The sequence below is a fragment of the Saprospiraceae bacterium genome, from assembly GCA_016717265.1.
Lineage (GTDB): Bacteria > Bacteroidota > Bacteroidia > Chitinophagales > Saprospiraceae > Vicinibacter.
Window position 1 is genome coordinate 1,265,389 of the sequence record JADKFX010000001.1, and the last position, 23,821, is coordinate 1,289,209.

Here is a 23,821-nt window from a genome sequence, read left to right on the forward strand (position 1 = left end):
TCCGATTTTCCATTCTAAATTAGGAGCTACCTTTGAATAAAGATTGAAAGATGTTAAAAAAGTTGCATGCAAGTTTGGTTTTGTTGTTATTTGGAGCCATCGTATTTGGACAGTTAAAAAGTGGGCCGATGCTGGGTGCCATTGAGTTGAGAACCGCTTATATATGGTGTGAATTGAATGCAGCATCTCAAATCAAATTAGAGTATTGGAAATTGGGTGATCGCAGAAAAGTCTTCCATTTAATACCAAGCAATTTTGATCGGTTTAATTTTAAAATAAGAGAATTTTTCCTTACTGAATTAGAGCCTGGTACAAGTTATGAATATCAAATTGTGGTAGATGGAAAATTTAGACCCAATCATGCCGCCGGTACATTCACCACTCAAAAACTTTGGAAATGGAGAGAAGATGCTCCGGATTTCAGCTTTTTAGCAGGTAGTTGTGCATATTTCAACGATTCGATTTTTGATCGGCCCGGAAGAGCTTATGGAGGAGATTCTAATATTTTTTTATCGATGGCAAAGGAAAATGCTGCAATGATGCTTTGGTTAGGGGATAATTGGTATTACCGTGAGGTTGATTTTGATAGCGAATGGGGTCTTTGGTATCGCGCTTCAAAAGACCGAAGCTTCCCTACTCTTCAGCCCTTTCTAAAAGCAATGAGTCATTATGCAATTTGGGATGATCATGATTATGGACCTAATAATGAAGGTGTCGCTTATATTTTTAAAAATGAAGCAAAACAAATATTTACAAACTATTGGTCAAATCCTGCAAAAACACAATTGCAAAAGGGTGTTTACACCAAAATGAGCTATAGCGACGTAGATTTTTTCATGATGGACGGAAGAAGTTTTAGATCTTCTGATGATATGAACGATAGCCTAAAGGCGAATCCCAATCCTAACAAAGTAATGTGGGGTCTTGAACAAATGAACTGGCTCAAAAATCAATTATTGAATAGCCGGGCAACTTTTAAATTAATAGCAAATGGAAGTCCAATATTAAATCAGTACAATAAATATGATTGTATGGTTCATTATATAAACGAGTTTCAAGAATTAATAGACTTTATTATAGAAGAAAAAATTTCTGGGGTCCTGTTTTTTACAGGAGATCGGCACCATAGTGAAATAACATCCCGGAAGCTTTCAGATTCCTATACTACCTATGATATTACGTCCTCCTCATTAACCTCTGGTATTTATAAGTTGAATGATTATGAAAAATCAAATCCGGATTTATTGGTAGACCTGTTGATAGATCAGAATAATTATACAAAAGTGAGTGTTCATGGGAAGCCGAAAGAAAGAAAACTTAAAGTTGAATTCATGGATATAAAAGGAATGAAACTTAAAGAATGGGAAGTACATGAAAACCAATTGAAGTTTTTAAAATATTAAAGCGAATACTATGGATTCTAGACGGCTTTATTTTATAAACCATATAAAATCAATTTAAGTCTTCTTCAAGAATTTCAAGTTCTTTGGGGACGAGCTGATCCAAATCTGTTCGTAAATTTTCAATTATAAATTCCTGACGATCTCCTGTGTTTTTTCCCATATAATATTCAAGTATTTTTTCAATATGAGAATCTTCATTTATAATCACAGGTTCCAAGCGAATATCTTCTCCGATAAAAGCAGCAAATTCATCCGGACTAATTTCACCTAATCCTTTGAACCGTGTAATTTCTGCTTTGCCGCGCAATGTATTTATAGCTTGTTGTTTCTCTTTTTCAGAATAACAATAAAACGTTTGCTTTTTATCACGTACCCTGAATAGGGGTGTATCCAAAATAAACAAATGACCTCCTCGTACTAATTCTGGAAAGAACTGTAAAAAAAAAGTAAGCAGCAATAAACGGATATGCATCCCATCTACATCTGCATCGGTAGCAATTACAACTTTAGAATATCTCAAATTTGCAATTCCATCTTCAATGTCTAATGCATGTTGAAGTAAATTTAATTCTTCATTTTCATAAACCACTTTTTTGGACATACCAAAACAATTTAGTGGCTTTCCACGAAGGCTAAAAACAGCTTGCAATTCTGGATTCCTTGATTTCGTAATCGATCCACTTGCAGAATCACCTTCCGTGATAAACAAAGTAGTTCTTTCTAATATTTCTGGTTTTACTTTAGTATCTGTCAAATGATATTTGCAATCTCTTAATTTTTTATTGTGAAGATTGGCTTTTTTGGCGCGTTGGTTTGCAAGTTTTTTTATTCCGGCGATTTCTTTTCGCTCTCTTTCAGATTGTAATATCTTACTGAGTAATTCTTTTGCAGCTTCAGGATTTTGATGTAAATAAAGATCAAATTCCTTACAAATAAAATCTGATATAAAGGTTCGTAAAGAGGATCCTTCCGGTGCAATGGTAGTAGAACCTAATTTGGTTTTTGTTTGAGATTCAAATACAGGTTCTTCAATTCTTACAGAAAGGGCTCCGATAGCACCTGCATGAATATCTTTTGAGTCGAAGTCTTTTTTATAAAAATCACGAATGGTTTTTACAATGGCCTCGCGAAAATAATTTAAATGCGTGCCTCCTTGAGACGTGTATTGTCCGTTTACAAAACTGTAATATTGTTCGCCATATTGTGCACCATGGGTAAAGACACATTCAATATCTTCACCTTTTATATGTATAATTGGATAATTCAAAGTTTCTCCATCGGTGCGTCGTTCCAACATATCCTTAAGGCCATGTTTGGAAACATAAGTTTTGCCATTGTAATGTATCCTTAATCCGGCATTCAAATAAGCATAATTCCAAATGCGACTCTCTACAAATTCTTGAACGAAACGATGTTTTTGAAAGATTTTATCATCGGGTCTGAAAGAAATGATAGTACCATTTACCTCATCTGTGTTTTTTAAATTGTAATCTTTAATGAGGGTGCCTCTTTCAAATTCAGCAATTTTGGTTTTCCCATCCCGGATTGCCTGTACTTTAAAATAATAAGAAAGTGCATTTACAGCTTTGGTACCAACGCCATTTAATCCCACCGATTTTTTAAATGCTTTACTGTCATACTTGCCTCCTGTATTAATTTGAGAAACACATTCAATCACTTTTCCTAATGGGATTCCACGGCCATAATCACGGACCGTTACAATCCCATCTTTTATATCAATATCTACTTCCCTGCCATAACCCATGACATATTCATCAATACAATTATCGATTACTTCTTTTAAAAGAATATAGATTCCATCATCAATGGAAGTGCCATCTCCTAATTTGCCAATATACATACCAGGCCGAAGTCGAATATGTTCTTTCCAGTCGAGGGAACGGATATTTTCTTCTGTATAATTATGAGCCTGAGCCATGTGTTCCTATTTTCTGATAAAGTGTAAAGATAAAAACATATTATGATTAAGTTTAATTTGAAAATTAATAATTCAGAAACTTCTTTTCAAACTCTTTTAAATTTATAAAGCGGTATTAGCTTATGCTGGCATCCCCGAATAGCATATGAAACCTGGAAATGCCTTTGTGGTAACTGGAATATCTGTATTTCTGAAAATTCAGCTTTTCTTCGGATGCATGAAATGAATACGTAATAATCTTGAGCATTCAACTAGAATTTGTATCGATCCTGAATGTCCATTGCCTGGAATTGTGGAATGTCAATATTGCGGTACCATTATTCTTAAATAGAATCCTTACCTTAGACAGGATGCTATATAAATACAAATGTTGATGGAGGAATCGGATAGGAGACTTCTTATATCCAGAGATTATTCAGCTGATCTGAATTTCCAAAGGAATAACTTCTGGTAATGCTTCATTTCTTTCCGGTCTCTTTTTTCAGGAGTGCGATCTCAGCCAGCATTTCAATTTTAAAGGCTGCAAATTCGTTGGATACAGAAACATAGTTTTCCGGTTTTGTTTCTGCGTCAAATTCTTTGATACTCGCTAATTTATTCAGTATAATTTTCTCATTGCGTATCACATTAATATAATTGCTGAGCGTTTCTGATTCAGCCTTTTTCTGTAATATTTCTTCCTTACTTACGCGAACCACCTGATCTTTTAATTCTGCATTATATACTTTTGGTTTATCCTCACCAGCGGCAGGATTTGTTGAAGGATTAGTAGAAGCAGGAGGCAACAATTTTTTACTTCTTTCAGAAATCCGATTGTTTAATTCAGCATGTTCTTTTTCAAGTAACTTAATTGTCTTTTTAAAAACGATATTTAAATAATCGGGATTTTTTTGTTTCACTGCACGATTCCAGTCTTTAAATTGCGCATCGACAGTTTTAATATCTTTGAGTTCTTTTTTAAGTTCTTTTTTTGAATATTTAATTTTTACTTTTACCGAGGTGTCAGCAGGAAAAGCAAAGGCATTCACGGAATAAAAAAAAGCAAAAAAGACAAAAAGTAAATAGGAATATCTCATTTTAATTTTCATTGCAATAAGTTGAAAATGCAGATGCTAAATTATCAGCAATCATTTGTGCAGAACGACCTTCTATATGATGTCTTTCTAACATATGTACTAAGCGTCCATCTTTGAATAAAGCAATTGCTGGTGATGAAGGCGGGTATGGAATTAAAAATTCTCTGGCTTTAGCTACAGCTTCTCTATCTACGCCAGCAAAAACAGTGACAAGATGATTTGGTTTACTGCCCTGTTCCAATGCAATTTTTACACCTGGCCTGGCATATGCAGCAGCACATCCGCAAACTGAATTTACAACTAAAAGCGTTGTGCCTTTTTGATCTTTTAATGCCTGATCAACCGCTGAAGCATCTGCTAAAGATTGAAACCCAAGATTTTCTAATTCACGGGTCATTGGAGCAACTAATTCTGGTGGGTACATAAACTTGATATTTAATTGATTTTCAGCTTTAACAACGCTAAAATGCAAGATTTTGTTCTGTTGACTTAGCGAAAAAATATAAAATTTAAAGTTTTGGTGCTACCAGGATACTGCAAACTTGATCCTAGGTGTTTTTTATAGCACGTTCATTTTGATTAAACATGTACCAAGATTATTTGTTTTAATGGCTTGTATTCAAAATTGACAAAAGAGCGCTATAATTGAGTATCGTCTATTATTATTCCATTTCTTAAATCCTTAAATTGCTACACATGAAATCTTATATAGAAACCACTAAAAACGTTTATAAAGAGGCTGCTTTGGACCCTGAAGTAGGTTTATGCTGTACCACTACGCCTATTTGGAGGTTTCCGGAGCTGGAAATCCCCCAAAAAATGCTTGAAATGAATTATGGTTGCGGTTCAACCGTTTCTCCCCGGGACTTAGTTCACAATCCTTCAATATTATATGTAGGGATTGGAGGTGGAATGGAACTCCTTCAGTTTGCCTATTTTAGCAGAAAAGAATCTGCAGTTATAGGACTTGATGTTGTCGATGAAATGATCGTCGCCTGTAAAGAAAATTTGCAAGAAGCGGCTCGTTTGAATGCCTGGTTCAAACCTGAATTTATTGACATAAAAAAAGGCGATGCTATGGACCTCCCGGTTCCAAATGAATCCATTGATATTGCCGCTCAAAATTGCTTGTTTAATATTTTTGATAGGGAAGATTTAAATAAAGCGCTTAAAGAAATGTATCGCGTTCTAAAACCGCATGGTAAGTTAGTGCTTTCGGATCCAATTTCTGATACCGAAATTCCGGAATTTCTTAGAAATAATGAATACCTAAGAGCCATTTGTTTAAGTGGCTCTTTAAGTTTAAAAGATTATATTAAAATGATTACGGATGTAGGATTTGGCACCATTGAGATAAGAGCTAAACGACTTTATCGCATCCTAAGCACACTTCAATATCCCGAATTAAAAGAGAACATCATTATTTACAGTATTGAATTGTGTGCCATTAAAGATCCTATGCCAGCGGATGGGCCTTGTATATTTACTGGAAGGTCTGCAATTTATTTTGGAAATGAAGATTTTTTTGATGATCAGAAAGGGCATATTTTAAATAAAAATCAAGCTTTATCCGTTTGTGATAAAACGGCCATGGCATTGCAAACATTATCAAATCCACATATCTTCGTTTCTGAATCTACCAATCATTATGATGGTGGAGGATGTTGCTGATTAATACCTGAATATGAATCGTGAAAATATGAGTATTCGTCGGGGCATTTCTGTTGCTTTATTGTTTTTGTTTTCTGTTTTGATTTTGAATCCATCAAACATTTCAGCACAGGATAATATATTTGATTTACCCGCAATAGATACAGTATATGAACCGGCAGTAAAAACCGTTTTATTTTATAAAAATTCACCTGAAGAAACCCTCCCGGTTTTAAGCTTTTCACAAACAGATTATTTGCAACTTGAATTTGATTTGCTAGAAGGGAGTCCAAGAGAATTGTATTATTCCATTTTTCATTTTGATCAAAATTGGAATCCTGATGAATTAAGACCTGAAGAATTTTTAAAAGGTTTTCAAGAAGAACAAATTATGCAGTTTGCTTCCTCCAGAAAAACACGGATTCCTTATATCCATTATCAACTTACACTGCAATCAGAACTCTTTAATTTAAGTGGAAATTATTTAATTTGTATTTCAGATCGGTTTAAAAATGTTTTATTTACCAGGCGCTTTTACCTTTCTGATAATAAAATTCTCGTGAGTGTAAAATTTAAAGATCCAGCGGATGCATCAAAATATAGAAGCCATCAAGCGCTGGAATTGGCTATTAACACAAATACTTTAAACATTCAAAATAACAGTAAAGAATTAGCGGTTTATATTTTTCAAAATGGAGATCCAAACTCAAAGGTTTTTAGAAATATTCCAAACAGCAATATTGGAAATTTATTTTATTTCAATAAAACGGATGATATTTTGTATAAAGGCATAAAAGAATTCAGACATAAGGATATTCGAACGCTTCGTTCCACTACACAGGATATTCTATATTGGGATGAAAAAAGTGATTACTACCATTGTTGGTTATTACCAGATGAAAGCCGACTCTACAAATCATATCTAACGGATTCGGATATAAATGGACGTTTTATTAGTTTAAATCGAGAGGAGGCAAATGCAGCGCTCGAATCTGAATATATTTTAGCACATTTTGTTTTAAACAAAAAGGAACCTCTTGAGGAAGCCGTTTATATTTATGGAGGAATTACAGATTGGCAACTAAAACCTGACTTTCTAATGGATTATGATCCTACCCGAAAGGCATACTTTGCGAGTGTCTTAGTTAAAATGGGCTATTATAATTTTATGTATGCAATCAAAGATCAAAATCAAATACCCGATACAAGTCCACTGGAAGGGGATTGGTATGAAACGGAAAACGATTATAATGTGCTTATTTATTTTAGACCATTTGGTAGCCGGTATGATCAACTTTTATTTGTCGGAACCTTTAATTCTAACCAATAGATTCATTTCTATCTGTTAAACTACAGTTTTCGTCTGAATTTTTAGTTAATTTCTCGATTCCTTTAAAACCGTATTTACTGAAACCGTAATATTGTAATCATTTTTAATTATTATGAATGTATTTCGTGAGAATTTATGGATCCTATTATTCTGTTCCGTTTTACATGCTCAGGAGCAATGGAGTTTGGCCAGTTGTATTGATCATGCCATAAAAAACAATGTGAGCCTTCAACAAACCAAGTTGACAGTTGACCTGGCAGCAATCAATGTTGTAGAAAGCAAACATAAAAGACTTCCCGATCTTGGTGGAAGTTTAGGTGGAGGTATTAATTTTGGTAGAGGTATTGATCCAACTACGAATAGTTTCACCACGGAAAATATAGTATATACCAACTACTCCCTGTCATCAGGAGTTGTGTTGTTCCAAGCTGGATTCGTCCGAAATTCAATAAAACAAACTAAATTAGATTATCAAGCAAGTGAAAAGGAACTCCAACAAGCTCAAAATGATCTGGGTTTAGCAATTGCTACGTACTATCTGAATGTGTTGTTGTCACAAGAGCGATTAGACATTGCATCTAAAACTGTTGAAAGTGTAAAATTGCAATTAGTTCAAATTCAAAAATTGATCCGGAATGGTATGAAGCCAGAAGCGGATGCAATTGAAATTAAATCTCAATTGGCAAGAGCTGAACAATCTTTTGTCGTTGCAGAAAATTCATTAAACCTTGCATGGCTTAGCTTAAAACAAGCAATGCGATTAGATCCGGCAGGAATCATTTCATTAGAAAAACTTACACAGGAGCAATTAAATTCGATTCAATTGAATAGCTATACTTATGAAACTTTATACGAGAATGCAAGTAAAACGCTTCCTGGATTAATCGCTTCAAAAATTCGATTGAAATCTGCAATAGTAGGTGAGAAATTAGCAAGAGCCATTTATTTTCCTTCTATCTATTTAAGTGGAAGTATCGGTTCGAGATTTTCAAATGCCGCTATCAGACCTGCGGAATATGCACTTTCAAAAGTATTAGTTCCAGGCGTTTTTATTGACGGAAACCCAGCCAAATTTGAACAAGAATACCTGCTTGTAAAATCTACAGAAGTAGTACCCTTTGCAACGCAATTTGATCAGTTTTTAGGATATGGCGCCGGACTTACGATCAACATACCCATTTATAAAAACTATGCTACAAAGGCAAATGTTCAACGAGCCAAATTAACAACTAAACAAAATGAACTGAGGGTTCAAATTGAGGAAGAAAATTTAAATCAGAATATTTATCAGGCGATTGCTAATGTAAGTGCAGCGAGAAAAGAGTTTGAAGCTTCACAAAAGGCATATGATGCATCAAAATCATCTTATGAAAAAACGCAAAAAAGATTTGATATCGGAGCAGCAAATACATTTGAATTAAATCAAACACAAACAAATATGCAAAATGCAGAAACAGCTTTAATTATTTCAAAATATGATTTGGTATTTAAACAAAAAGTATTGGATTATTATGCTGGAAAACAGATTCGCTTATAATGCTAAATAGATTGTAGGATCATTGTATGATAGAAACATTCATTCAGGTGTTTAAAGGAAGTAGAAACAGTCCATTGAAAAATTTATGTTCCATGGCAGATGTAGAAAATGTATAGTATATAAAATTAATTTGTAACATATTTTAAAATAGTTGGCCTTGAATCTAAAACGGGTACCAAAAATTACGATATTCATATGAGTCAAAAATCAAAATTAAGGTGGTGGTGGTGGTTGGTAATTGTACTAATCCCAATACTCGTTATTGCTGCTATATTTAAGGCAAAAAGCAAACCAAAAGGAGCGGAAGTTAATATTGAAATGGTCCAAAGCAGAGATCTTATAGAGACTGTTTCAGCAAGTGGTAAAATATTTCCGGAAACAGAAATTAGAATTTCTTCAGATGTTTCTGGAGAAATTGTAGAACTCTATGTTAAGGAGGGAGATAGTGTGAAGCTAGGTCAAATTTTAGCTAAAGTAAATGCAGATGCTTATACCTCAGCGGTTGAACGAACTACTGCAGGTGTCAATGTAGCACGCACTCAAGCAAAGGCATCCGGAAATTCAATTGAGAATGCAAAACAACAATTGGCGCAGGCAAAATTGCAGTATGAGAATGCAAAAAAAATGTATCAGCGCAATCAGCAATTATATAAGGATGGAATTGTTTCCCAAGTAGATTTGGAAGCTTCTGAAATTTCTGTAAAAAATCTTGAAGCTGCATATCGTTCTTCTGAAACCAGTGTTAGCACAGCAATGAAAAATACGGAGTCAGCAGGATATCAGGTGATGGATGCTGAAGCCTTATTGAAAGAACAGAGAACTAATTTGGGTCGTACCATTATCAAAGCACCTGCAACAGGAATTGTTTCTAAATTAAATGTTGAAAAAGGAGAGCGCGTTGTTGGAACGATGCAAATGAGTGGCACTGAATTAATGCGAATAGCGGATCTTCATGCTATGGAGGTGCAAGTAGAAGTTAGTGAAAATGACATCGTAAATGTAAAAACTGGAGATGAAGCAGATATTGAAGTCGATGCATATCAGAATAAAAAATTTAAAGGAAATGTCACAGAAGTTGCAAATAGCGCAGCGAATATCAGTTCGATAGCTGGTAATAACTTATCGACAGATCAGGTAACTAAGTTTATCGTCAAAGTTCGGATTGATAAAGCATCCTATCAGGACATTTTACTGAAAAATCAAGCACCTTTCAGGCCCGGAATGTCAGCAACAGTTGAAGTTAAAACCAATCGGGTTGAAAAAGCTTTAAGCGTACCCATTCAATGTGTAATCGCCTATGATCCAAATGAAGAAGCAAGAAAAAAACAAGAAAAATTAGATGCAGAAAATAAATCTCAAAATGTCGCTAAACAAGAAGACAAAGCCAAAATAGAGGAGAATCAATTCAAGGAAGCTTTATTTATTATGCGAGGTGATACGGTTTCGCGGGTTGATGTATTAACTGGAATACAGGATGAAAATTATATAGAAATTAAAAGTGGTGTCAATTTAGGTGATGTCGTTGTGACTGGACCCTATGTAGCATTGTCGAGAAAATTAAAGAATGGAAGCAAGGTGCATAAAAAAGTTGAAAGCAAAGAAGAGAAAAAGAAAACGGAAGAATAAATCTAAATTTTTTTAGAAATTAGTTAGAGACTGCATCCTTACTTGATATCATTTTTTTCAAATCTTCAAGATATTCCCTGTGGTTTGCTAATCTTGGAACTTTTTGTTGTGCACCAATTTTATTTCGGGATTTCATCCAATTAAAGAATGTAGAAGGCGCAGCAATATTTAATTTTAAGCGCTCTAGAGCAAGATCATTATATCGTTTTGCTTCGTAATCAGAATTTACTTTTTTAAGATTTTCGTCAAGTATTTCTGCAAATTTATTTGGGTCTGAAGGGTTTTCATTAAACTCAATGATCCATTCATGACCACCTTTTCCAGATGCTGTTAAAAATATGGGAGCTACTGTATAATCTATCACTTTTACGCCAAATTCCAAACAGGTTTTTGAAAGTGCAGCATCTGTATTTGAGACCATTACTTCTTCTCCAAAAACATTTATAAATTGTTTTGTTCTACCTGTTATAAGAATTTTAAATGGAAACGTAGATGTAAACTTAACAGTATCTCCAATTTGATATCTATATAATCCAGAATTGGTTGTGATCACCAGAGCATAATTTTTATCTACTTCAACGTCTTCTAAGGAAATCGTTTTTGGATTTTCCTTATCCCATTCTTCCATCGGAATAAACTCATAAAAAACACCGTTATCCAAAAGCAGCAACATGTCATTTGAAGACTTGTCCGATTGCACTGCAAAATATCCTTCGGAAGCATTGTAGGTTTCGATGTAACTAAAATCAGAAGATGGAAAAAAATCTTTAAAAGGCTGTCTGTAGGGTACAAAACTCACAGCTCCATGAACAAATACCTGCATCTTAGGCCAAATTTCCAGGATATTTTGTTTGCCTGTACTTTCCAATATTTTCTTGAATAATACAACAGCCCATGTTGGTGTACCTGCAACCATACGAATATCTGCAGACACACTTTCTTTAGCTATAATATCTAATTTTTTTTCAAAATCTGGCAGTAGGGCAATATCCTTGTTTGGATATAAACGATTTACTACAATTGGGTTGATCTGTTGGTAGATTATTGCAGAAACATCTCCTACAATACTACCTGGGAATTCTTTTAAATCACAGGAAGAACTACCCGCTAATAAAATACTTTTCCCTTCAATAATTCTCGGATCTGCCACATTATCATAAATGCAGGTGAGTAACCTCCAGCCTCCTTTACTATGACAATTCTTGTGATTTACGTCTGTAACCGGAATGTATTTACTTTTATCACTTGTTGTACCAGATGATTTAGCAAAATAGCGTACTCTTCCAGGCCAAAGTACATCTTGTGCGCCTTTCATCATTCGATGAATATCAGATTTAATACTTTCGTAATCCTGCAAAGGAAGCATTTGATTCCAATTTTGAGTTTTTTTAAAACTACTAAAACCGTATCTTTTACCCCATTCTGTGTCTTTAGCTGTTTTGATTATTTTTTGTAACTCTTTTTGTTGGCTTTCAATGGGATAATTGATGAATTGCTCCATCTGTGCACGATGAATTTTGAGATATTGACTCCATAAAGAATTAAACAACTTGTTCATATTATTGAAATGGCTTCGAAAGCAAAAATAACAAATATGAACACAGATAGGATGAGGATCTGGAGTAGATTAAAAGATTCCAGGAAAATCAACAAAACTTTATTATAAATTTTAGCTTAATTGTCTCTTTATTAATAAGATAAATATTAAATTTATTTTTAATATGAGTTAATTTAAATGTCCGCTCTTATTTTGGGATTTTAATTATATACTTTTTTCCAACTGGAACGATTAATTCTGATTTTAAAAGCCAGGGATTAAATAATTTTAACTGCCGGTAGGTAATATTTTGTTGGTGAGCAAAATCTGCAAGATTGCTTATGGATGTATCAATTTCAAGGGTTTTATAGTTGTTTAATTCTGAATAAAACTCATTTTTTCGAATATAGAAGCCAAATTTTTCTGGATTTTTCATAATCTCCTTAATCGCGATTATGCGAAAAACATAACGGTTTGTTTCTTCACTTAAGTTAAGGTCGAAATAATTTGTTTCTTTTTGTTCATTCAGAGCGCGTTGTAAAGCGGTTGGGCCCATATTATAGGCTGCGGCAGCAAGTGTCCAGTTTCCAAATCGTTCTTTTTGTTTTTTGAGATATTTACAAGCAGCCAAAGTAGCTTTTTCAGGATTATTTCGTTCGTCAACAAAAGCATTAATATCCAAATCTAATTCCTTTGCAGCTTCTTCTTTAAATTGCCACATCCCTTTAGCACCAGCCGAGGATACAGCATTTCTTAAGGAACTTTCAGCAACCGCAAGATATTTCATATCATCTGGTACCCCTTGTTCTTTAAATACTTTTTCAAACAATGGGAAAAAACGCATCGCGAGTTTGAGATGCAATATTGTGCTGCTATGTTGATATGTATTTAACAAGAGTTCCCTTTCTAATCGTTCCGTAATATCAAAATAATCCATTGGGATGGCTTCTCCTGCAAAATCATACGAGTCTGCAAGCTTTACAGCATGTATGGTTTGTGGTAGAGGGTCATAACGATTATTAAAGGGAAGGTCTCCTGAAAAATTTAATACAAAAACAGCCATAGCACCTAAGCAAATGCCAAAAGAAACTAAAAAGACTTTCATCCAAACCGGTTTTCGCATAAAAATTAAACGTATTAATACAAACTTAGGTATACTCTATTACTTAAATGTTGCTTTTTAAAATCTAAACTTAATTAAATACAGCAATAGAATGCACTTTAAATTTTAGTAATTTTTTATATTTAAATATTATAATGTTTCTGGCAATGTATACTTTCTGCCTTTATTTACTTCCTTTAAATACACCATCAACGGTTCAAAATATCGCAACATTGCTTTTGCATTTAAATCTTCACCTGTATTATCTTTCAAAAGTTTTTTCCAATCCTGTGTTGCACCTTGTGAAAGTATATGATGTAGAAATTTTCCTACTTCTTTATTTCCAAAATAATTAGTTGCTTGTGGTTCTTGTTTTAAAATAGTTCGCGCTATATGATCATGCATTTGAAATAATAAGACATACGATAATGCATAGTCATAATATTGTGCAGCATCATCATTGATATGTGTTTTTGTTGCAGCATCGCAATACTTTTCATCCCTTGTTGAAGGCGCAGCGATACCTTGATATTTTTGCACATAATCCCACCAGGATTTATTCCATTGGTCTGGATTCAAATTATGATGGTACAAATCATATTCGAAATGTGTCATTACACCAGCGCTCCATGGAATAAATACAATGTAATTTAAAGCTTCTTTTAACAGAAGTTGTGTATGATCTACCTTCGTTTTTTCATCCACCAATCCTAAGTTTTCCAGAAATGGTTTTTGCATTGCAGCAAGTCCCAGCATACTTCCAATCGCTTCATGATATGCTCGATTTGCACCTTTTCGAAGTACCGGTGGAATTTCTGATTTGGAATATTCTAAATAATAATAAATATGTCCTAATTCATGATGTGTTGTTTCATACCATTCTGCATTTGGGATAATGCTCATTAAAGATCGAACATCCTGATTTAAATTCATATGCCATGCAGATGCATGTGTATTTTTTTTATAGGGTGTACCATTTGCCAATGCATATAAATCAGATTTTTGATAAAATGTTTCTGGTAATGTGTCAAATCCTAAACTAACATAGAATCGTTCAGCTTGTTCGACGCACCAAACATCTCCTTTTTGTTTAATAATTTTATCTAAATCAAATCCAGAAACATTCACCAGAGAAGACCAATCTTGTCCCCAACGATTTGGCATCCAATGCGCTGGGAGTAAATCAGGAACAGCCTGAATTCCATATTTTTTAGCATATTCATATCGTGCAAACGTATGTAATTCCCGATAAAGAGGCCAGGCATCGCGGATCATATTTCTACAATCAACCAACATTTCATCAGCATTCATTCCATATTCTGATACTTGATAACTAAAAAAATCAGCAAAGCCAAGTGCTTGTACTGTTTTATTTCTTAGATCTCTAAGATTTGTTAATCCAGGTTTTAATTCTTTCCCAATTTCTTTTGATGCAGTCCAGGCATTTAATCGTTCATTTAAATTTTTACTTTCTTTTAAGATATCATCAATCTTATTTGGATCTACTTCTTTATTATTAATTTTAAACTTATAACCATATAATTTTTCAGTTTGTGCTGCTTCTGCTGCAATGCGTTGTTTTACTAATTCTGCAGCAATTGCTGGTTTGTCACCTGCATAAAAAAGGATGCTTTCCAATTGTAAAACTTGTATTGGTTCCAGGGAATCTTTAATTCCAAGAAATTTTTTACAGTATGAAATGTTCTTTTCACTTCCCGTAAATTTGGCCAAAGCTTCATTAGCCGCTTTCGTTCGAATCGAATTTGTTGAATCCCCTTCGACGATATGTGTTTGAGAAGCCCACTCAGCATCTTGAGCAGTCGTATATAATTTTACATATTCCTGATTGTATTCTTCAAGAAATGTTTGTGCTTCTGTTTGAATTGAAGCTTTTGATATTTTTGTTTCTAATGGCTTTTGATTGCAAGAAAATAGAATACTAATTAAAAAGAATGAAATTATAGTTTTCATATTCATAAATTATTTCAGTAAAATTAACTGAAAAACAGTACTTCACAAAATCGGAGTTTGATCTTTAATAATGAAGATCTCCTGTTCAATTAAAAAATACATTTTTTAAAGTGACCCGCCCATGCTTTTGCTTCATTTAAAACTGGCATTATAGAACTGGATCCTGCCTTTTGATTTAGGTTGTGTATTTGTTTAAAGGAAATTCAAAGAATATTCTATTCTTAAAAATTACAGTTTAAACTGGCTATTAAATCCTGGCTAAAATACACTTATACTCTCACCAAAACATTCACTTCATTCTTCATGACTTCTACAAATCCATTATGGATTTCAAAGGAATGTTTCTCTCCTTTGCTATCTGTAAGTTTTACAGTACCTTTTGAAAGTGCAGAAACAATGGGTGCATGTCTATCAAGGATTTCAAACTGGCCTTGTAATCCAGGCACTTTAACAGTTTTAGCATCCCCTTCGTACAAGGTCTTTTCCGGAGTTAAAATATACACTTTCATGGCTTAGTTATTGGCTTCTGCCATTAATTTTTTACCTTTTGCGATAGCATCATCAATAGTTCCTACAAGATTGAATGCTGCTTCAGGATATTCATCAACTTCACCATCCATAATCATGTTAAATCCGCGAATCGTTTCATCGATTGGAACAAATACCCCTTTTATACCGGTAAATTGCTCAGCAACATGGAAAGGTTGTGAAAGAAAACGTTGAACTCTACGAGCTCTATGTACCACTAGTTTATCTTCTTCAGATAATTCTTCCATTCCAAGAATCGCAATAATATCTAGCAATTCATTATATCTCTGTAAAATTCCTTTGACCTTTTGTGCTGTATTATAATGATGGTCGCCAATAATTAAGGGGTCCAAAATTCTGGAAGTAGAATCCAATGGATCTACCGCCGGATAAATTCCTAAAGCTGCAATTTTTCTGCTTAATACTGTGGTTGCATCCAAATGGGCAAAAGTTGTTGCTGGTGCTGGGTCGGTCAAGTCATCTGCAGGAACGTAAACTGCCTGAACAGAAGTGATGGATCCTCTTTTTGTTGAGGTGATCCGCTCTTGCATTAAACCCATCTCCGTTGCAAGTGTTGGTTGGTAACCTACAGCAGAAGGCATCCGACCTAAAAGTGCCGATACTTCTGATCCAGCTTGTGTGAAACGGAAGATATTGTCAATAAAAAATAAGATATCTTTTCCTCCAGCAGGATCACTTAAATCTCCATCACGAAAATATTCTGCTACCGTCAATCCTGATAAAGCAACTCTGGCACGGGCTCCTGGTGGTTCGTTCATCTGGCCAAAAATAAAGGTAGCTTTGGATTCTTTCAGCCCTTCCATATTGACTTTGCTCAAATCCCAGCCTCCTTGTTCCATACTATGTTTGAAATCTTCCCCGTAATTAATAATACCGGCTTCGATCATCTCTCTTAATAAATCATTTCCTTCCCGGGTACGTTCTCCAACGCCTGCAAATACGGAAATACCACCATAACCCTTCGCAATGTTATTGATTAACTCCTGGATTAATACCGTTTTTCCAACTCCTGCACCTCCAAAAAGTCCGATTTTACCACCTTTTGAATAAGGTTCAATCAAATCAATTACTTTAATCCCGGTAAATAATACCTCAGTTTCTGTAGATAAGTCTTCGTACGTAGGTGGTTTTTTGTGGATGGAATATTTATGTGCCATAGACACATCGCCTAAGCCATCAATAGCCTGGCCAACTACATTAAATAATCTGCCTTTGATATCTTCACCAACGGGCATAGAAATCGTTTCATTTAAATCAATGACTTCAGTACCTCTCGCTAAACCATCTGTTGAATCCATTGCTACTGCCCTCACACTATCTTCTCCAAGATGTTGTTGGACCTCCAGAATTAAGTCTTCTTTACCTGGACGCTTGATACACAATGCAGTATAAATTTCTGGTAGGAATGAATTCTCACCTGAAAAACTAACGTCCACCACCGGACCGATGATTTGAGATACGCGACCTGTATTTGCCATGATATATTTTTTCTATGTATTTTTAAAAAGACGCGCAAAGATATGTACATCTTTGTGTAGAAACAAAAATATTGACAATCCCTTGACAGTTCCAGAGCAAGAAAATATTCCTGAAAATGAATTAAAGTTCCGACTTTTAGGAGATTTAAAGGAAGAATTACTATATGGCGTGCCTGAGGAACAGAGAGAAACGATAAAAGCCCAATTACTAGAACTCGGTTTAGTTTATAAAGCTGCAAGCTTTATAAAGTCAAAAAAGGAACCTAATCCGGAAGCCCCAGAACAATGGCATTGGCCTCAAGTGCATTTTTTTATAAAGGCCTTAATAGCTTTAAATGAAAAAAGCGTTTTCTATGAATGGTCTCATGTATTGGAAAAGAGACAAGCTTGTTTTCCAGGGAATTGTATCTATGAACTCCTGGAATGGGGCTCCAAAGATTTAGATTTTGCAGAGATGATCCTCCCTAGTTTGGGTGAATTATGTCAGTTTTTAGCTCCCTTCTATTCGGAATTTAGTATTTTCTCTAGAGATCTTCAAAAGCAAGCGTTTTTATTTCCTAAAAAGGAACAAAAATTATTTGCATTTAAACAATTTAGAAAGCAGAATCCAAAGGAGGCATTTGAATATTTTAAATTGCAGTTTCCAAATTTAAAAGGAACCGAAAAACAAAATGCTTTATGGATTCTAAAGTATGGATTAACAGAATCTGAAATTATAGAATTGAGAACGGTCTGTGATACCAAAAAACAAGTCATTTTATTGGAATTGATCAAACTTAATTTATGCTTGCCTGAAACTGCTTTTTATAAAACCACCAAATCTAATTTTCAAACTAAACTTGCTCAGGGCAATCTGGATCAATTTCAATTTGAAAATTTTTCTATTAAACAAACGGAATGTACCATTGAGCAAATCATTAAAGTACTCCCATTAAGCCTTATCCAAAATGAGGAAGAAGCCTTAAAATATATAGATTGGATTGAAAAAAATGATCAGGAAAATGCACTTTTAAATGCAATGAAAAGCTATCCTGATTCTAATTTTTCATATTGGTATTTTAATATTTTACTAGCACAAAACCGTTTGAATGAAAACTTTCCAACAGCCTTGTTATCAAGCGGCTTAGATCATATTAAATTTACGAAGGCATGTATAAAGTGGATCGATGAAACAGGAGATGCCCTGGATGTTGAAGCATTTCTCCATTTTATAAATTCTGAAAAACACTTTTGGTCTGATGAACTTTTAGTAAAAATAATTGGTTTGCGAAAAAATCTAGCATTAGATCGGAAATATGATTTTGATATTTTTTGGCAATTATTACCTTACAAACTAAATCCAAATTCAAATTATGTTATAAGTATTCCTTCTGAGTGCAAAATACATTTTAATAAATTGATTCATTTTGATACGATCATTTCTTTTCGCAAATTAATTCGGAATATGAAGTCAAATTAAAAATCTAATTTGAAGGGATCTATTAGCATTTTATCGGACATGCATAGGTCGATTTCTAGAAGATCTATTAAAACGAATAGTGTCGGCAAATTTAATAATATCTTAATACGCTATGAAAGCAAAATGGAATTGAATTTATTAAACTACTTTTGCTAAATGCGACGGTGCATTTAGATGGAATCAACCAATAGCCAATAAATTTTCACTGTACTATTTTGCACTTTCCAACATGAAACTAGAGATTATGAAATATTTGTCCATATTGATTTTATTTTGTGCTTGTTCAAATGTGTCATTTGATCAGAAAGCTTCAACATTCAGTAATAAAGGTATTACCAGCGATGCATTGCTTGATGCTAAGGGTAACTTTTATATTTGTGGAGAAACCTCCGTATTTACTTCTGGAAAACCAAGCCAAGCTGTCAATAAAGATGCATTCTTTGTATATTCAAATGATTTTGGAAAAACATTTCATGGTTATTCCTATGGGGAAGCAAATCAAGCGGAGCGTTTCGAAAGAATCTTGACCTATGATAATTCATTGATACTTTCAGGTTTTTATGGAGATTCTAAAAGCAAGTTCCTCTTGCGGGTTTTACCGGAGGGCAAACCTGTTTGGGCAATCCAATCTGAAATCTATAAAACCTTCGATCAAGGTGATGTTGCTGTTGATCCTACAGGAAATATTTTGTTAAGTTCTAAAAATCCTACCGATGATGCTTATTTAGGATTTATGCATCTTATTGATAAAGAGGGAAATTGTAAATGGTCAAAGCGAATGTCAGCTATGGAAATTATGCAAGATATTATTTGTACCAGGGATTCCCAGTTTATTATAAGTTATAAACAGAAAGGTGCATTTATCGATGGTTCTACAAGGAAGAAATATTGGATGAATAGCTTTCATAAGATCAATAAGGAAGGTTCCTTTATTTGGTCTAATAAGTTTCATATTGAAGTGGATCAGGCAAGTGATTGTGTTTTTAATAAAGTACTTGAAGACCAAGCAGGAAATTTGTATTTTATAGGAAGAATAGAATTGTTAAAATCTAAAGGGCACGATTTGTTTATCATTAAAACCAATTCAACCGGAACTATTCTTTGGAGCTCAATCTATGCTACCTCAAATGAATTTGCATTTAAGAATGCATGTTTTCATGAGTCAGGCAATTTACTACTCGTTGCTGATGGATATGGTAAAAATGGTGGGTTGGTGTATATGGAAATGAAACCAGATGGTGTTATTTCCTGGTCAAAAATTAAAGCTACTGCAAATTATGAGCAAGTCATTAATATTTTGCCAGGAAAAAATAAGTATGCAATTGTTTGGGATAAATTATTGAATTTTTCAACATTCACCATGGATGCCAAAGGAAATTCTTGTTATACTGATGTCAAAGAGCAAATTATTGAAAGGCAAAATTTTCCAGTACTTTTAGATACCTATCATGGTTCCTGGGATCCAGCTGTTTCAGATTGGAAAAAAATAGAAATTAGCCTCCTTCCACATTCGGAAATTCCATTGACTAATGAATGCAAATAAATGGACGAATAAGCTTCATTTTATATCAAAGGAATAGATATTTTTAGGATTTCAAGCATATCCAGAAGGACCTCTAAACGAGTGCATTAGTATTTTAGAATTGAGTTTATATTTGGGTTTAAAATTTTCAGCTTCGCTATTTTTGGAGAATCTTTTTTATATTTTATAATTTTAATCATTGTAAATCTCTTCAATAGTTTCAACTTTGTAGAACAAATGGGTATGACATTAAATGCTATTTTAAGACCCCATGCAGAAAATGCATATGCTGTAGAATTAGAAGCCCTAAAGAATTTAGATACCCGGGACAAACCTGCAAGTTGGAATTTATCGCCCTGGAGTGTTTTGTTATATATAATGGGTGGCAAATTGGAGGATGGGACGCTTATCACACCAAAGTATATCGGGTCTAAAAATTTAGTAGAAGTTGCCATTGCAACCTTATTGTCAGATAGAGCTTTATTATTAATTGGAATTCCTGGTACAGCTAAAACCTGGATGTCAGAACATCTTGCGGCAGCGATCAGTGGGGACTCTACACTTTTAGTGCAAGGTACTGCGGGTACAAATGAAGAATCTTTACGTTACGGATGGAATTACGCACAACTTATTGCAAAAGGGCCGAGTCGGGATGCATTGGTTCCAGGGCCTGTAATGAAAGCTATGAATACTGGCAAATTAGTCCGAATAGAGGAACTAACCAGGATACCAACGGAAGTTCAGGATGCATTAATTACAATACTCTCTGAAAAAACCTTACCAATTGCAGAATTGAATGAAGAAGTGCAAGCGATCCAGGGATTTAATGTAATTGCTACCGCAAATGATCAGGATAAAGGCATTCATCCACTGTCTTCTGCATTGCAACGACGATTTAATACCCTGGTAATGCCATTGCCTGAAACGCTGGAAGATGAAGTTCGAATAGTGCGACAAAGAATTCATCAAATGGAACAAATGATGCAAATAAATTTAGAAAAATTAAAAGATCAGCATACTGAAAAACTAGTCCGGATGTTCCGGGAGTTAAGAGAAGGTATCAGCCATGACAAGAAACAAAAAATTAAGCAAAGTAAAGCTACACTCAGTCCGGCAGAAGCAATTTCTATTGTGCATCATGCACGTATTCAACATCATTTTTTTTCGGATGCAGCAATTGGTCCAGCTCAAATTGCATCAGGATTTGTACATTCTGTAATTAAAAATGATCCTGAAGAAAAACTAATTTTACAAGAATATACGGAAGCCATTCTAAAAAAGCGACCAGAATTTAAAGATTGGTATGAAGCAATGCACCATTTATTATTGGATACTAATAAACGTTTGTAAGTTATAATCTATCAACATTTGTTATTGCTATTTTGACACAGATTAAAATATTTGGAATTCGGCATCACGGAGCTGGTTCAACGAAACGATTACTGCAAGCTCTTGATCAATTTCAACCCGATGTATTAGCAATAGAATTACCGGAAGAAGCAAAACAATTAATTCCATTAATAAATGAACAAACCATTGTGCCTCCAATTGCTTTTCTTTTTTATGATGCGAATAATCCGGACCATTCAATATATCTTCCTTTGGCTGTATTTTCTCCAGAATACCAAGCGATTTTATTTTCAATAAAGCATACTATTCCAATTTTTCCAATAGATCTTCCTGCAGGAATTTCAATGCAGCATTCAAATTTTAGTGCAAGTCCGGAAGCAGATTTAGATAAAAGGCAAAAAAGTATGATCCATGATCCTATCGGTTTTTTAGCAAAACAAGCTGGTTATAAAGATAGTGAGCGATGGTGGGAAATTCACTTTGAACAATGGACAGATCATGATAAACTATTTGATTTTATTCAGAATTTAATGGGCGAATTGCGCCATAAAAGTCTTGGATTGGATGATTCGGAAACATTGATTCGCGAACAATTTATGCGAATCCAACTCCGAAAATTAATTCAAAAGAAATTTAAGAAAATTGCTGTCATCTGTGGCGCATGGCATGGTCCGTTACTAATAGAAGAGGAACTTAAACGAACAGAAGAAGAAACCCTCAAATCCTTAAAATCGACGAATATAAGAACTTGCATTATTCCCTGGACCTATAAAAACATGAGTCTTGAAAATGGATATAGTGCAGGCATTCAATCTCCTATTTGGCACGAAGCATTATTTAATAATGCTCAAAATGCTAGTTCTGAATTTTTAGTAAAGGCTATTCATTATCTTCGAAAAGAAGGTATCGATTTAAGTCCAGCTTCTGCAATGGATGCAGAAATGCTTGCAACAAATCTGGCATTAATACGGAATTTACCGTTTCCCGGACTGGAAGAATTATTGGAAAGTGCAAACTGTGTTTTTGGCAAAGGAAGTTTAAAGAATAGTGCTACCATTCGGGAACATATTTTATGTGGTGAAGTAACTGGAAAAATAGAAATTGGAAAACAATCCCTTCCATTTATAATTTGCTTTCATGAAGCATTGAGAAAATTGCGGTTGACTCGATTTTGGAAAGATGGACATCAGGAACACCTAGACCTTGACTTAAGAAAAGAGAATCATTTATTGATTTCACAATTTCTGCATTTTACCCAGCTGGTTGAGTTAAATTGGGTTAATACCAAAGTGATAGAGGTAAATGCACTTGGTAATTTTCATGAAAACTGGTGGTTTCATTGGAGACCAGAATTGGAAATTCAGCTTATACAAATAGCATTGTGTGGAAATAGTTTGAGAGAGGCGGCATTAAAATATCTGATCCGGAAATTAAATGGTCCAATAGAATTTTACAAAATTGGCCAATTTTTAGATAGCGCTTTAAAATCAGGTTTCCATGAAGTCTTGCCATTGTTAAAAACTAAAATTGAAAACATCATTTTGCAAAATGCAGATGTTATTCAGTTGAGTACGATGATTCGTCCATTATTATCGGGAATGGATTATGGTGCGATCCATCAAACGGATTTAGATTTTATTAAATCGGTACTTGAAACATTAATTTCAAAAATCGTAATTGCTTTTCCAGAGGCAGTGCATTTTGTAGACGCTAAAAGGAGTAAAATGCTCCTGGAGGTGTTATTCGTTATTCAATTGTATTTTGATAAATTTAAGCAACACGATTTAGCAAGTTTTTGGAAGGAACAACTGGCGCATATTATTTCAGATGACTTGGCACATCAACTGATAAAAGGTAAAATATGGAATTTAATGCTTGAACGAAAATGGACTGGAATGGATGAATTTATCCATGCGTTTGATTTGCAATTTTCATTACATTCTGAAATTCCACAAGCAGCGCAATGGTTTGAAGGTTTTTTATATAATCAATCTGCTTTTTATTTAATGCATCCTGATATACTTAGAAGTCTGGATTTCTGGATTCAATCATTAGATGAAATTCATTTTAATGAACATCTGCCATTGTTAAGAAGAACATTGGATAGTATTACACCTGGCGAGCGTCAGCGTATTTTTAAGCTTTTAAAAAATCAGACTACAATTAAAATAGAGGAACCGGAAGTTGAATTGTTTATCGATCTGAGAAGGGTAAGTTTAATTGAAAAATATCTTGAAAAACTTAGCAACTAGTTTACAGATCTTATTTATATTACTGTGATGATACCTATTG

The 23,821-nt window shown here is 34.1% G+C and carries 17 protein-coding genes; 9 read left to right on the forward strand and 8 right to left on the reverse strand.

Going from position 1 to position 23,821, the window contains the following annotated elements:
* The first annotated feature begins 50 nt into the window (after window positions 1-50).
* A complete protein-coding gene (locus IPO86_04945; protein ID MBK9727448.1) occupies window positions 51-1,403 on the forward strand; it encodes an alkaline phosphatase family protein in 1,353 nt (450 codons plus the stop codon).
* 49 nt (window positions 1,404-1,452) lie between these two features.
* Here the strand turns inward: IPO86_04945 and IPO86_04950 are convergent, their stop codons facing one another.
* From IPO86_04950 to IPO86_04960, 3 genes are all read right to left on the reverse strand, one after another.
* Window positions 1,453-3,342: a type IIA DNA topoisomerase subunit B gene (locus tag IPO86_04950; GenBank protein ID MBK9727449.1), complete on the reverse strand. Its 1,890-nt coding sequence runs from the start codon at window positions 3,340-3,342 to the stop codon at window positions 1,453-1,455.
* A gap of 458 nt (window positions 3,343-3,800) precedes the next feature.
* Window positions 3,801-4,430 (reverse strand): hypothetical protein, encoded by a 630-nt coding sequence (locus IPO86_04955; GenBank protein ID MBK9727450.1) that lies wholly within the window; start codon window positions 4,428-4,430, stop codon window positions 3,801-3,803.
* Window positions 4,420-4,842 (reverse strand): BrxA/BrxB family bacilliredoxin, encoded by a 423-nt coding sequence (locus IPO86_04960; GenBank protein MBK9727451.1) that lies wholly within the window; start codon window positions 4,840-4,842, stop codon window positions 4,420-4,422. The genes IPO86_04955 and IPO86_04960 overlap by 11 nt, the downstream gene beginning before the upstream one ends.
* Window positions 4,843-5,114: 272 nt before the next feature.
* On the opposite strand from IPO86_04960, the gene arsM reads away from it, so the two are divergent.
* The 4 genes from arsM to IPO86_04980 all read left to right on the forward strand — a co-directional run bounded on the left by arsM (window position 5,115) and on the right by IPO86_04980 (window position 10,561).
* On the forward strand, window positions 5,115-6,089 hold the full coding sequence (gene arsM, locus IPO86_04965) for an arsenosugar biosynthesis arsenite methyltransferase ArsM (GenBank protein MBK9727452.1): 975 nt from the start codon (window positions 5,115-5,117) through the stop codon (window positions 6,087-6,089).
* A 13-nt stretch (window positions 6,090-6,102) separates the two neighbouring features.
* Window positions 6,103-7,398, forward strand: a complete 1,296-nt coding sequence (locus tag IPO86_04970) for a DUF5103 domain-containing protein (GenBank protein ID MBK9727453.1) — start codon at window positions 6,103-6,105, stop codon at window positions 7,396-7,398.
* Between the two features lie 112 nt (window positions 7,399-7,510).
* Window positions 7,511-8,935, forward strand: a complete 1,425-nt coding sequence (locus IPO86_04975) for a TolC family protein (GenBank protein ID MBK9727454.1) — start codon at window positions 7,511-7,513, stop codon at window positions 8,933-8,935.
* 195 nt (window positions 8,936-9,130) lie between these two features.
* Window positions 9,131-10,561, forward strand: coding sequence for an efflux RND transporter periplasmic adaptor subunit (locus IPO86_04980; protein ID MBK9727455.1), 1,431 nt, complete (start codon window positions 9,131-9,133; stop codon window positions 10,559-10,561).
* Window positions 10,562-10,580: 19 nt separating this feature from the next.
* On the opposite strand, the gene IPO86_04985 is transcribed toward IPO86_04980, so the two are convergent.
* From IPO86_04985 to IPO86_05005, 5 genes are all read right to left on the reverse strand, one after another.
* On the reverse strand, window positions 10,581-12,119 hold the full coding sequence (locus IPO86_04985; protein ID MBK9727456.1) for a GH3 auxin-responsive promoter family protein: 1,539 nt from the start codon (window positions 12,117-12,119) through the stop codon (window positions 10,581-10,583).
* A gap of 187 nt (window positions 12,120-12,306) precedes the next feature.
* A complete protein-coding gene (locus IPO86_04990; GenBank protein ID MBK9727457.1) occupies window positions 12,307-13,203 on the reverse strand; it encodes a lytic transglycosylase domain-containing protein in 897 nt (298 codons plus the stop codon).
* A 147-nt stretch (window positions 13,204-13,350) separates the two neighbouring features.
* Window positions 13,351-15,171 carry a M2 family metallopeptidase gene (locus tag IPO86_04995; GenBank protein MBK9727458.1) on the reverse strand — a complete coding sequence of 607 codons (1,821 nt, stop codon included), beginning with the start codon at window positions 15,169-15,171 and terminating at the stop codon, window positions 13,351-13,353.
* 269 nt (window positions 15,172-15,440) lie between these two features.
* The gene (gene atpC, locus IPO86_05000) at window positions 15,441-15,680 is read right to left on the reverse strand and encodes an ATP synthase F1 subunit epsilon (GenBank protein MBK9727459.1); all 240 of its coding nucleotides are present in this window, start codon (window positions 15,678-15,680) and stop codon (window positions 15,441-15,443) included.
* A 3-nt stretch (window positions 15,681-15,683) separates the two neighbouring features.
* Entirely contained in the window at window positions 15,684-17,198 is a 1,515-nt protein-coding gene (locus tag IPO86_05005; protein ID MBK9727460.1) for a F0F1 ATP synthase subunit beta, read from the reverse strand.
* 52 nt (window positions 17,199-17,250) lie between these two features.
* Between IPO86_05005 and IPO86_05010 the strand changes: the two genes are divergently transcribed.
* The 4 genes from IPO86_05010 (at window position 17,251) to IPO86_05025 (ending at window position 23,781) form a co-directional block, all read left to right on the forward strand.
* Entirely contained in the window at window positions 17,251-18,657 is a 1,407-nt protein-coding gene (locus tag IPO86_05010; GenBank protein MBK9727461.1) for a hypothetical protein, read from the forward strand.
* A 244-nt stretch (window positions 18,658-18,901) separates the two neighbouring features.
* Window positions 18,902-20,200, forward strand: a complete 1,299-nt coding sequence (locus IPO86_05015; GenBank protein MBK9727462.1) for a hypothetical protein — start codon at window positions 18,902-18,904, stop codon at window positions 20,198-20,200.
* Between the two features lie 222 nt (window positions 20,201-20,422).
* Window positions 20,423-21,529 carry an AAA family ATPase gene (locus IPO86_05020; protein ID MBK9727463.1) on the forward strand — a complete coding sequence of 369 codons (1,107 nt, stop codon included), beginning with the start codon at window positions 20,423-20,425 and terminating at the stop codon, window positions 21,527-21,529.
* 32 nt (window positions 21,530-21,561) lie between these two features.
* Window positions 21,562-23,781 carry a hypothetical protein gene (locus tag IPO86_05025; protein MBK9727464.1) on the forward strand — a complete coding sequence of 740 codons (2,220 nt, stop codon included), beginning with the start codon at window positions 21,562-21,564 and terminating at the stop codon, window positions 23,779-23,781.
* Window positions 23,782-23,821 lie beyond the last annotated feature (40 nt).

Bases quoted from the DNA above. Each gene is read 5' to 3' on its own strand.
- IPO86_04945 (MBK9727448.1), top strand. From the start codon at position 51: ATGTTAAAAAAGTTGCATGCAAGTTTGGTTTTGTTGTTATTTGGAGCC.
- IPO86_04950 (MBK9727449.1), bottom strand. From the start codon at position 3,342: ATGGCTCAGGCTCATAATTATACAGAAGAAAATATCCGTTCCCTCGAC.
- IPO86_04955 (MBK9727450.1), bottom strand. From the start codon at position 4,430: ATGAAAATTAAAATGAGATATTCCTATTTACTTTTTGTCTTTTTTGCT.
- IPO86_04960 (MBK9727451.1), bottom strand. From the start codon at position 4,842: ATGTACCCACCAGAATTAGTTGCTCCAATGACCCGTGAATTAGAAAAT.
- arsM (MBK9727452.1), top strand. From the start codon at position 5,115: ATGAAATCTTATATAGAAACCACTAAAAACGTTTATAAAGAGGCTGCT.
- IPO86_04970 (MBK9727453.1), top strand. From the start codon at position 6,103: ATGAATCGTGAAAATATGAGTATTCGTCGGGGCATTTCTGTTGCTTTA.
- IPO86_04975 (MBK9727454.1), top strand. From the start codon at position 7,511: ATGAATGTATTTCGTGAGAATTTATGGATCCTATTATTCTGTTCCGTT.
- IPO86_04980 (MBK9727455.1), top strand. From the start codon at position 9,131: ATGAGTCAAAAATCAAAATTAAGGTGGTGGTGGTGGTTGGTAATTGTA.
- IPO86_04985 (MBK9727456.1), bottom strand. From the start codon at position 12,119: ATGAACAAGTTGTTTAATTCTTTATGGAGTCAATATCTCAAAATTCAT.
- IPO86_04990 (MBK9727457.1), bottom strand. From the start codon at position 13,203: ATGAAAGTCTTTTTAGTTTCTTTTGGCATTTGCTTAGGTGCTATGGCT.
- IPO86_04995 (MBK9727458.1), bottom strand. From the start codon at position 15,171: ATGAAAACTATAATTTCATTCTTTTTAATTAGTATTCTATTTTCTTGC.
- atpC (MBK9727459.1), bottom strand. From the start codon at position 15,680: ATGAAAGTGTATATTTTAACTCCGGAAAAGACCTTGTACGAAGGGGAT.
- IPO86_05005 (MBK9727460.1), bottom strand. From the start codon at position 17,198: ATGGCAAATACAGGTCGCGTATCTCAAATCATCGGTCCGGTGGTGGAC.
- IPO86_05015 (MBK9727462.1), top strand. From the start codon at position 18,902: ATGAAATATTTGTCCATATTGATTTTATTTTGTGCTTGTTCAAATGTG.
- IPO86_05020 (MBK9727463.1), top strand. From the start codon at position 20,423: ATGACATTAAATGCTATTTTAAGACCCCATGCAGAAAATGCATATGCT.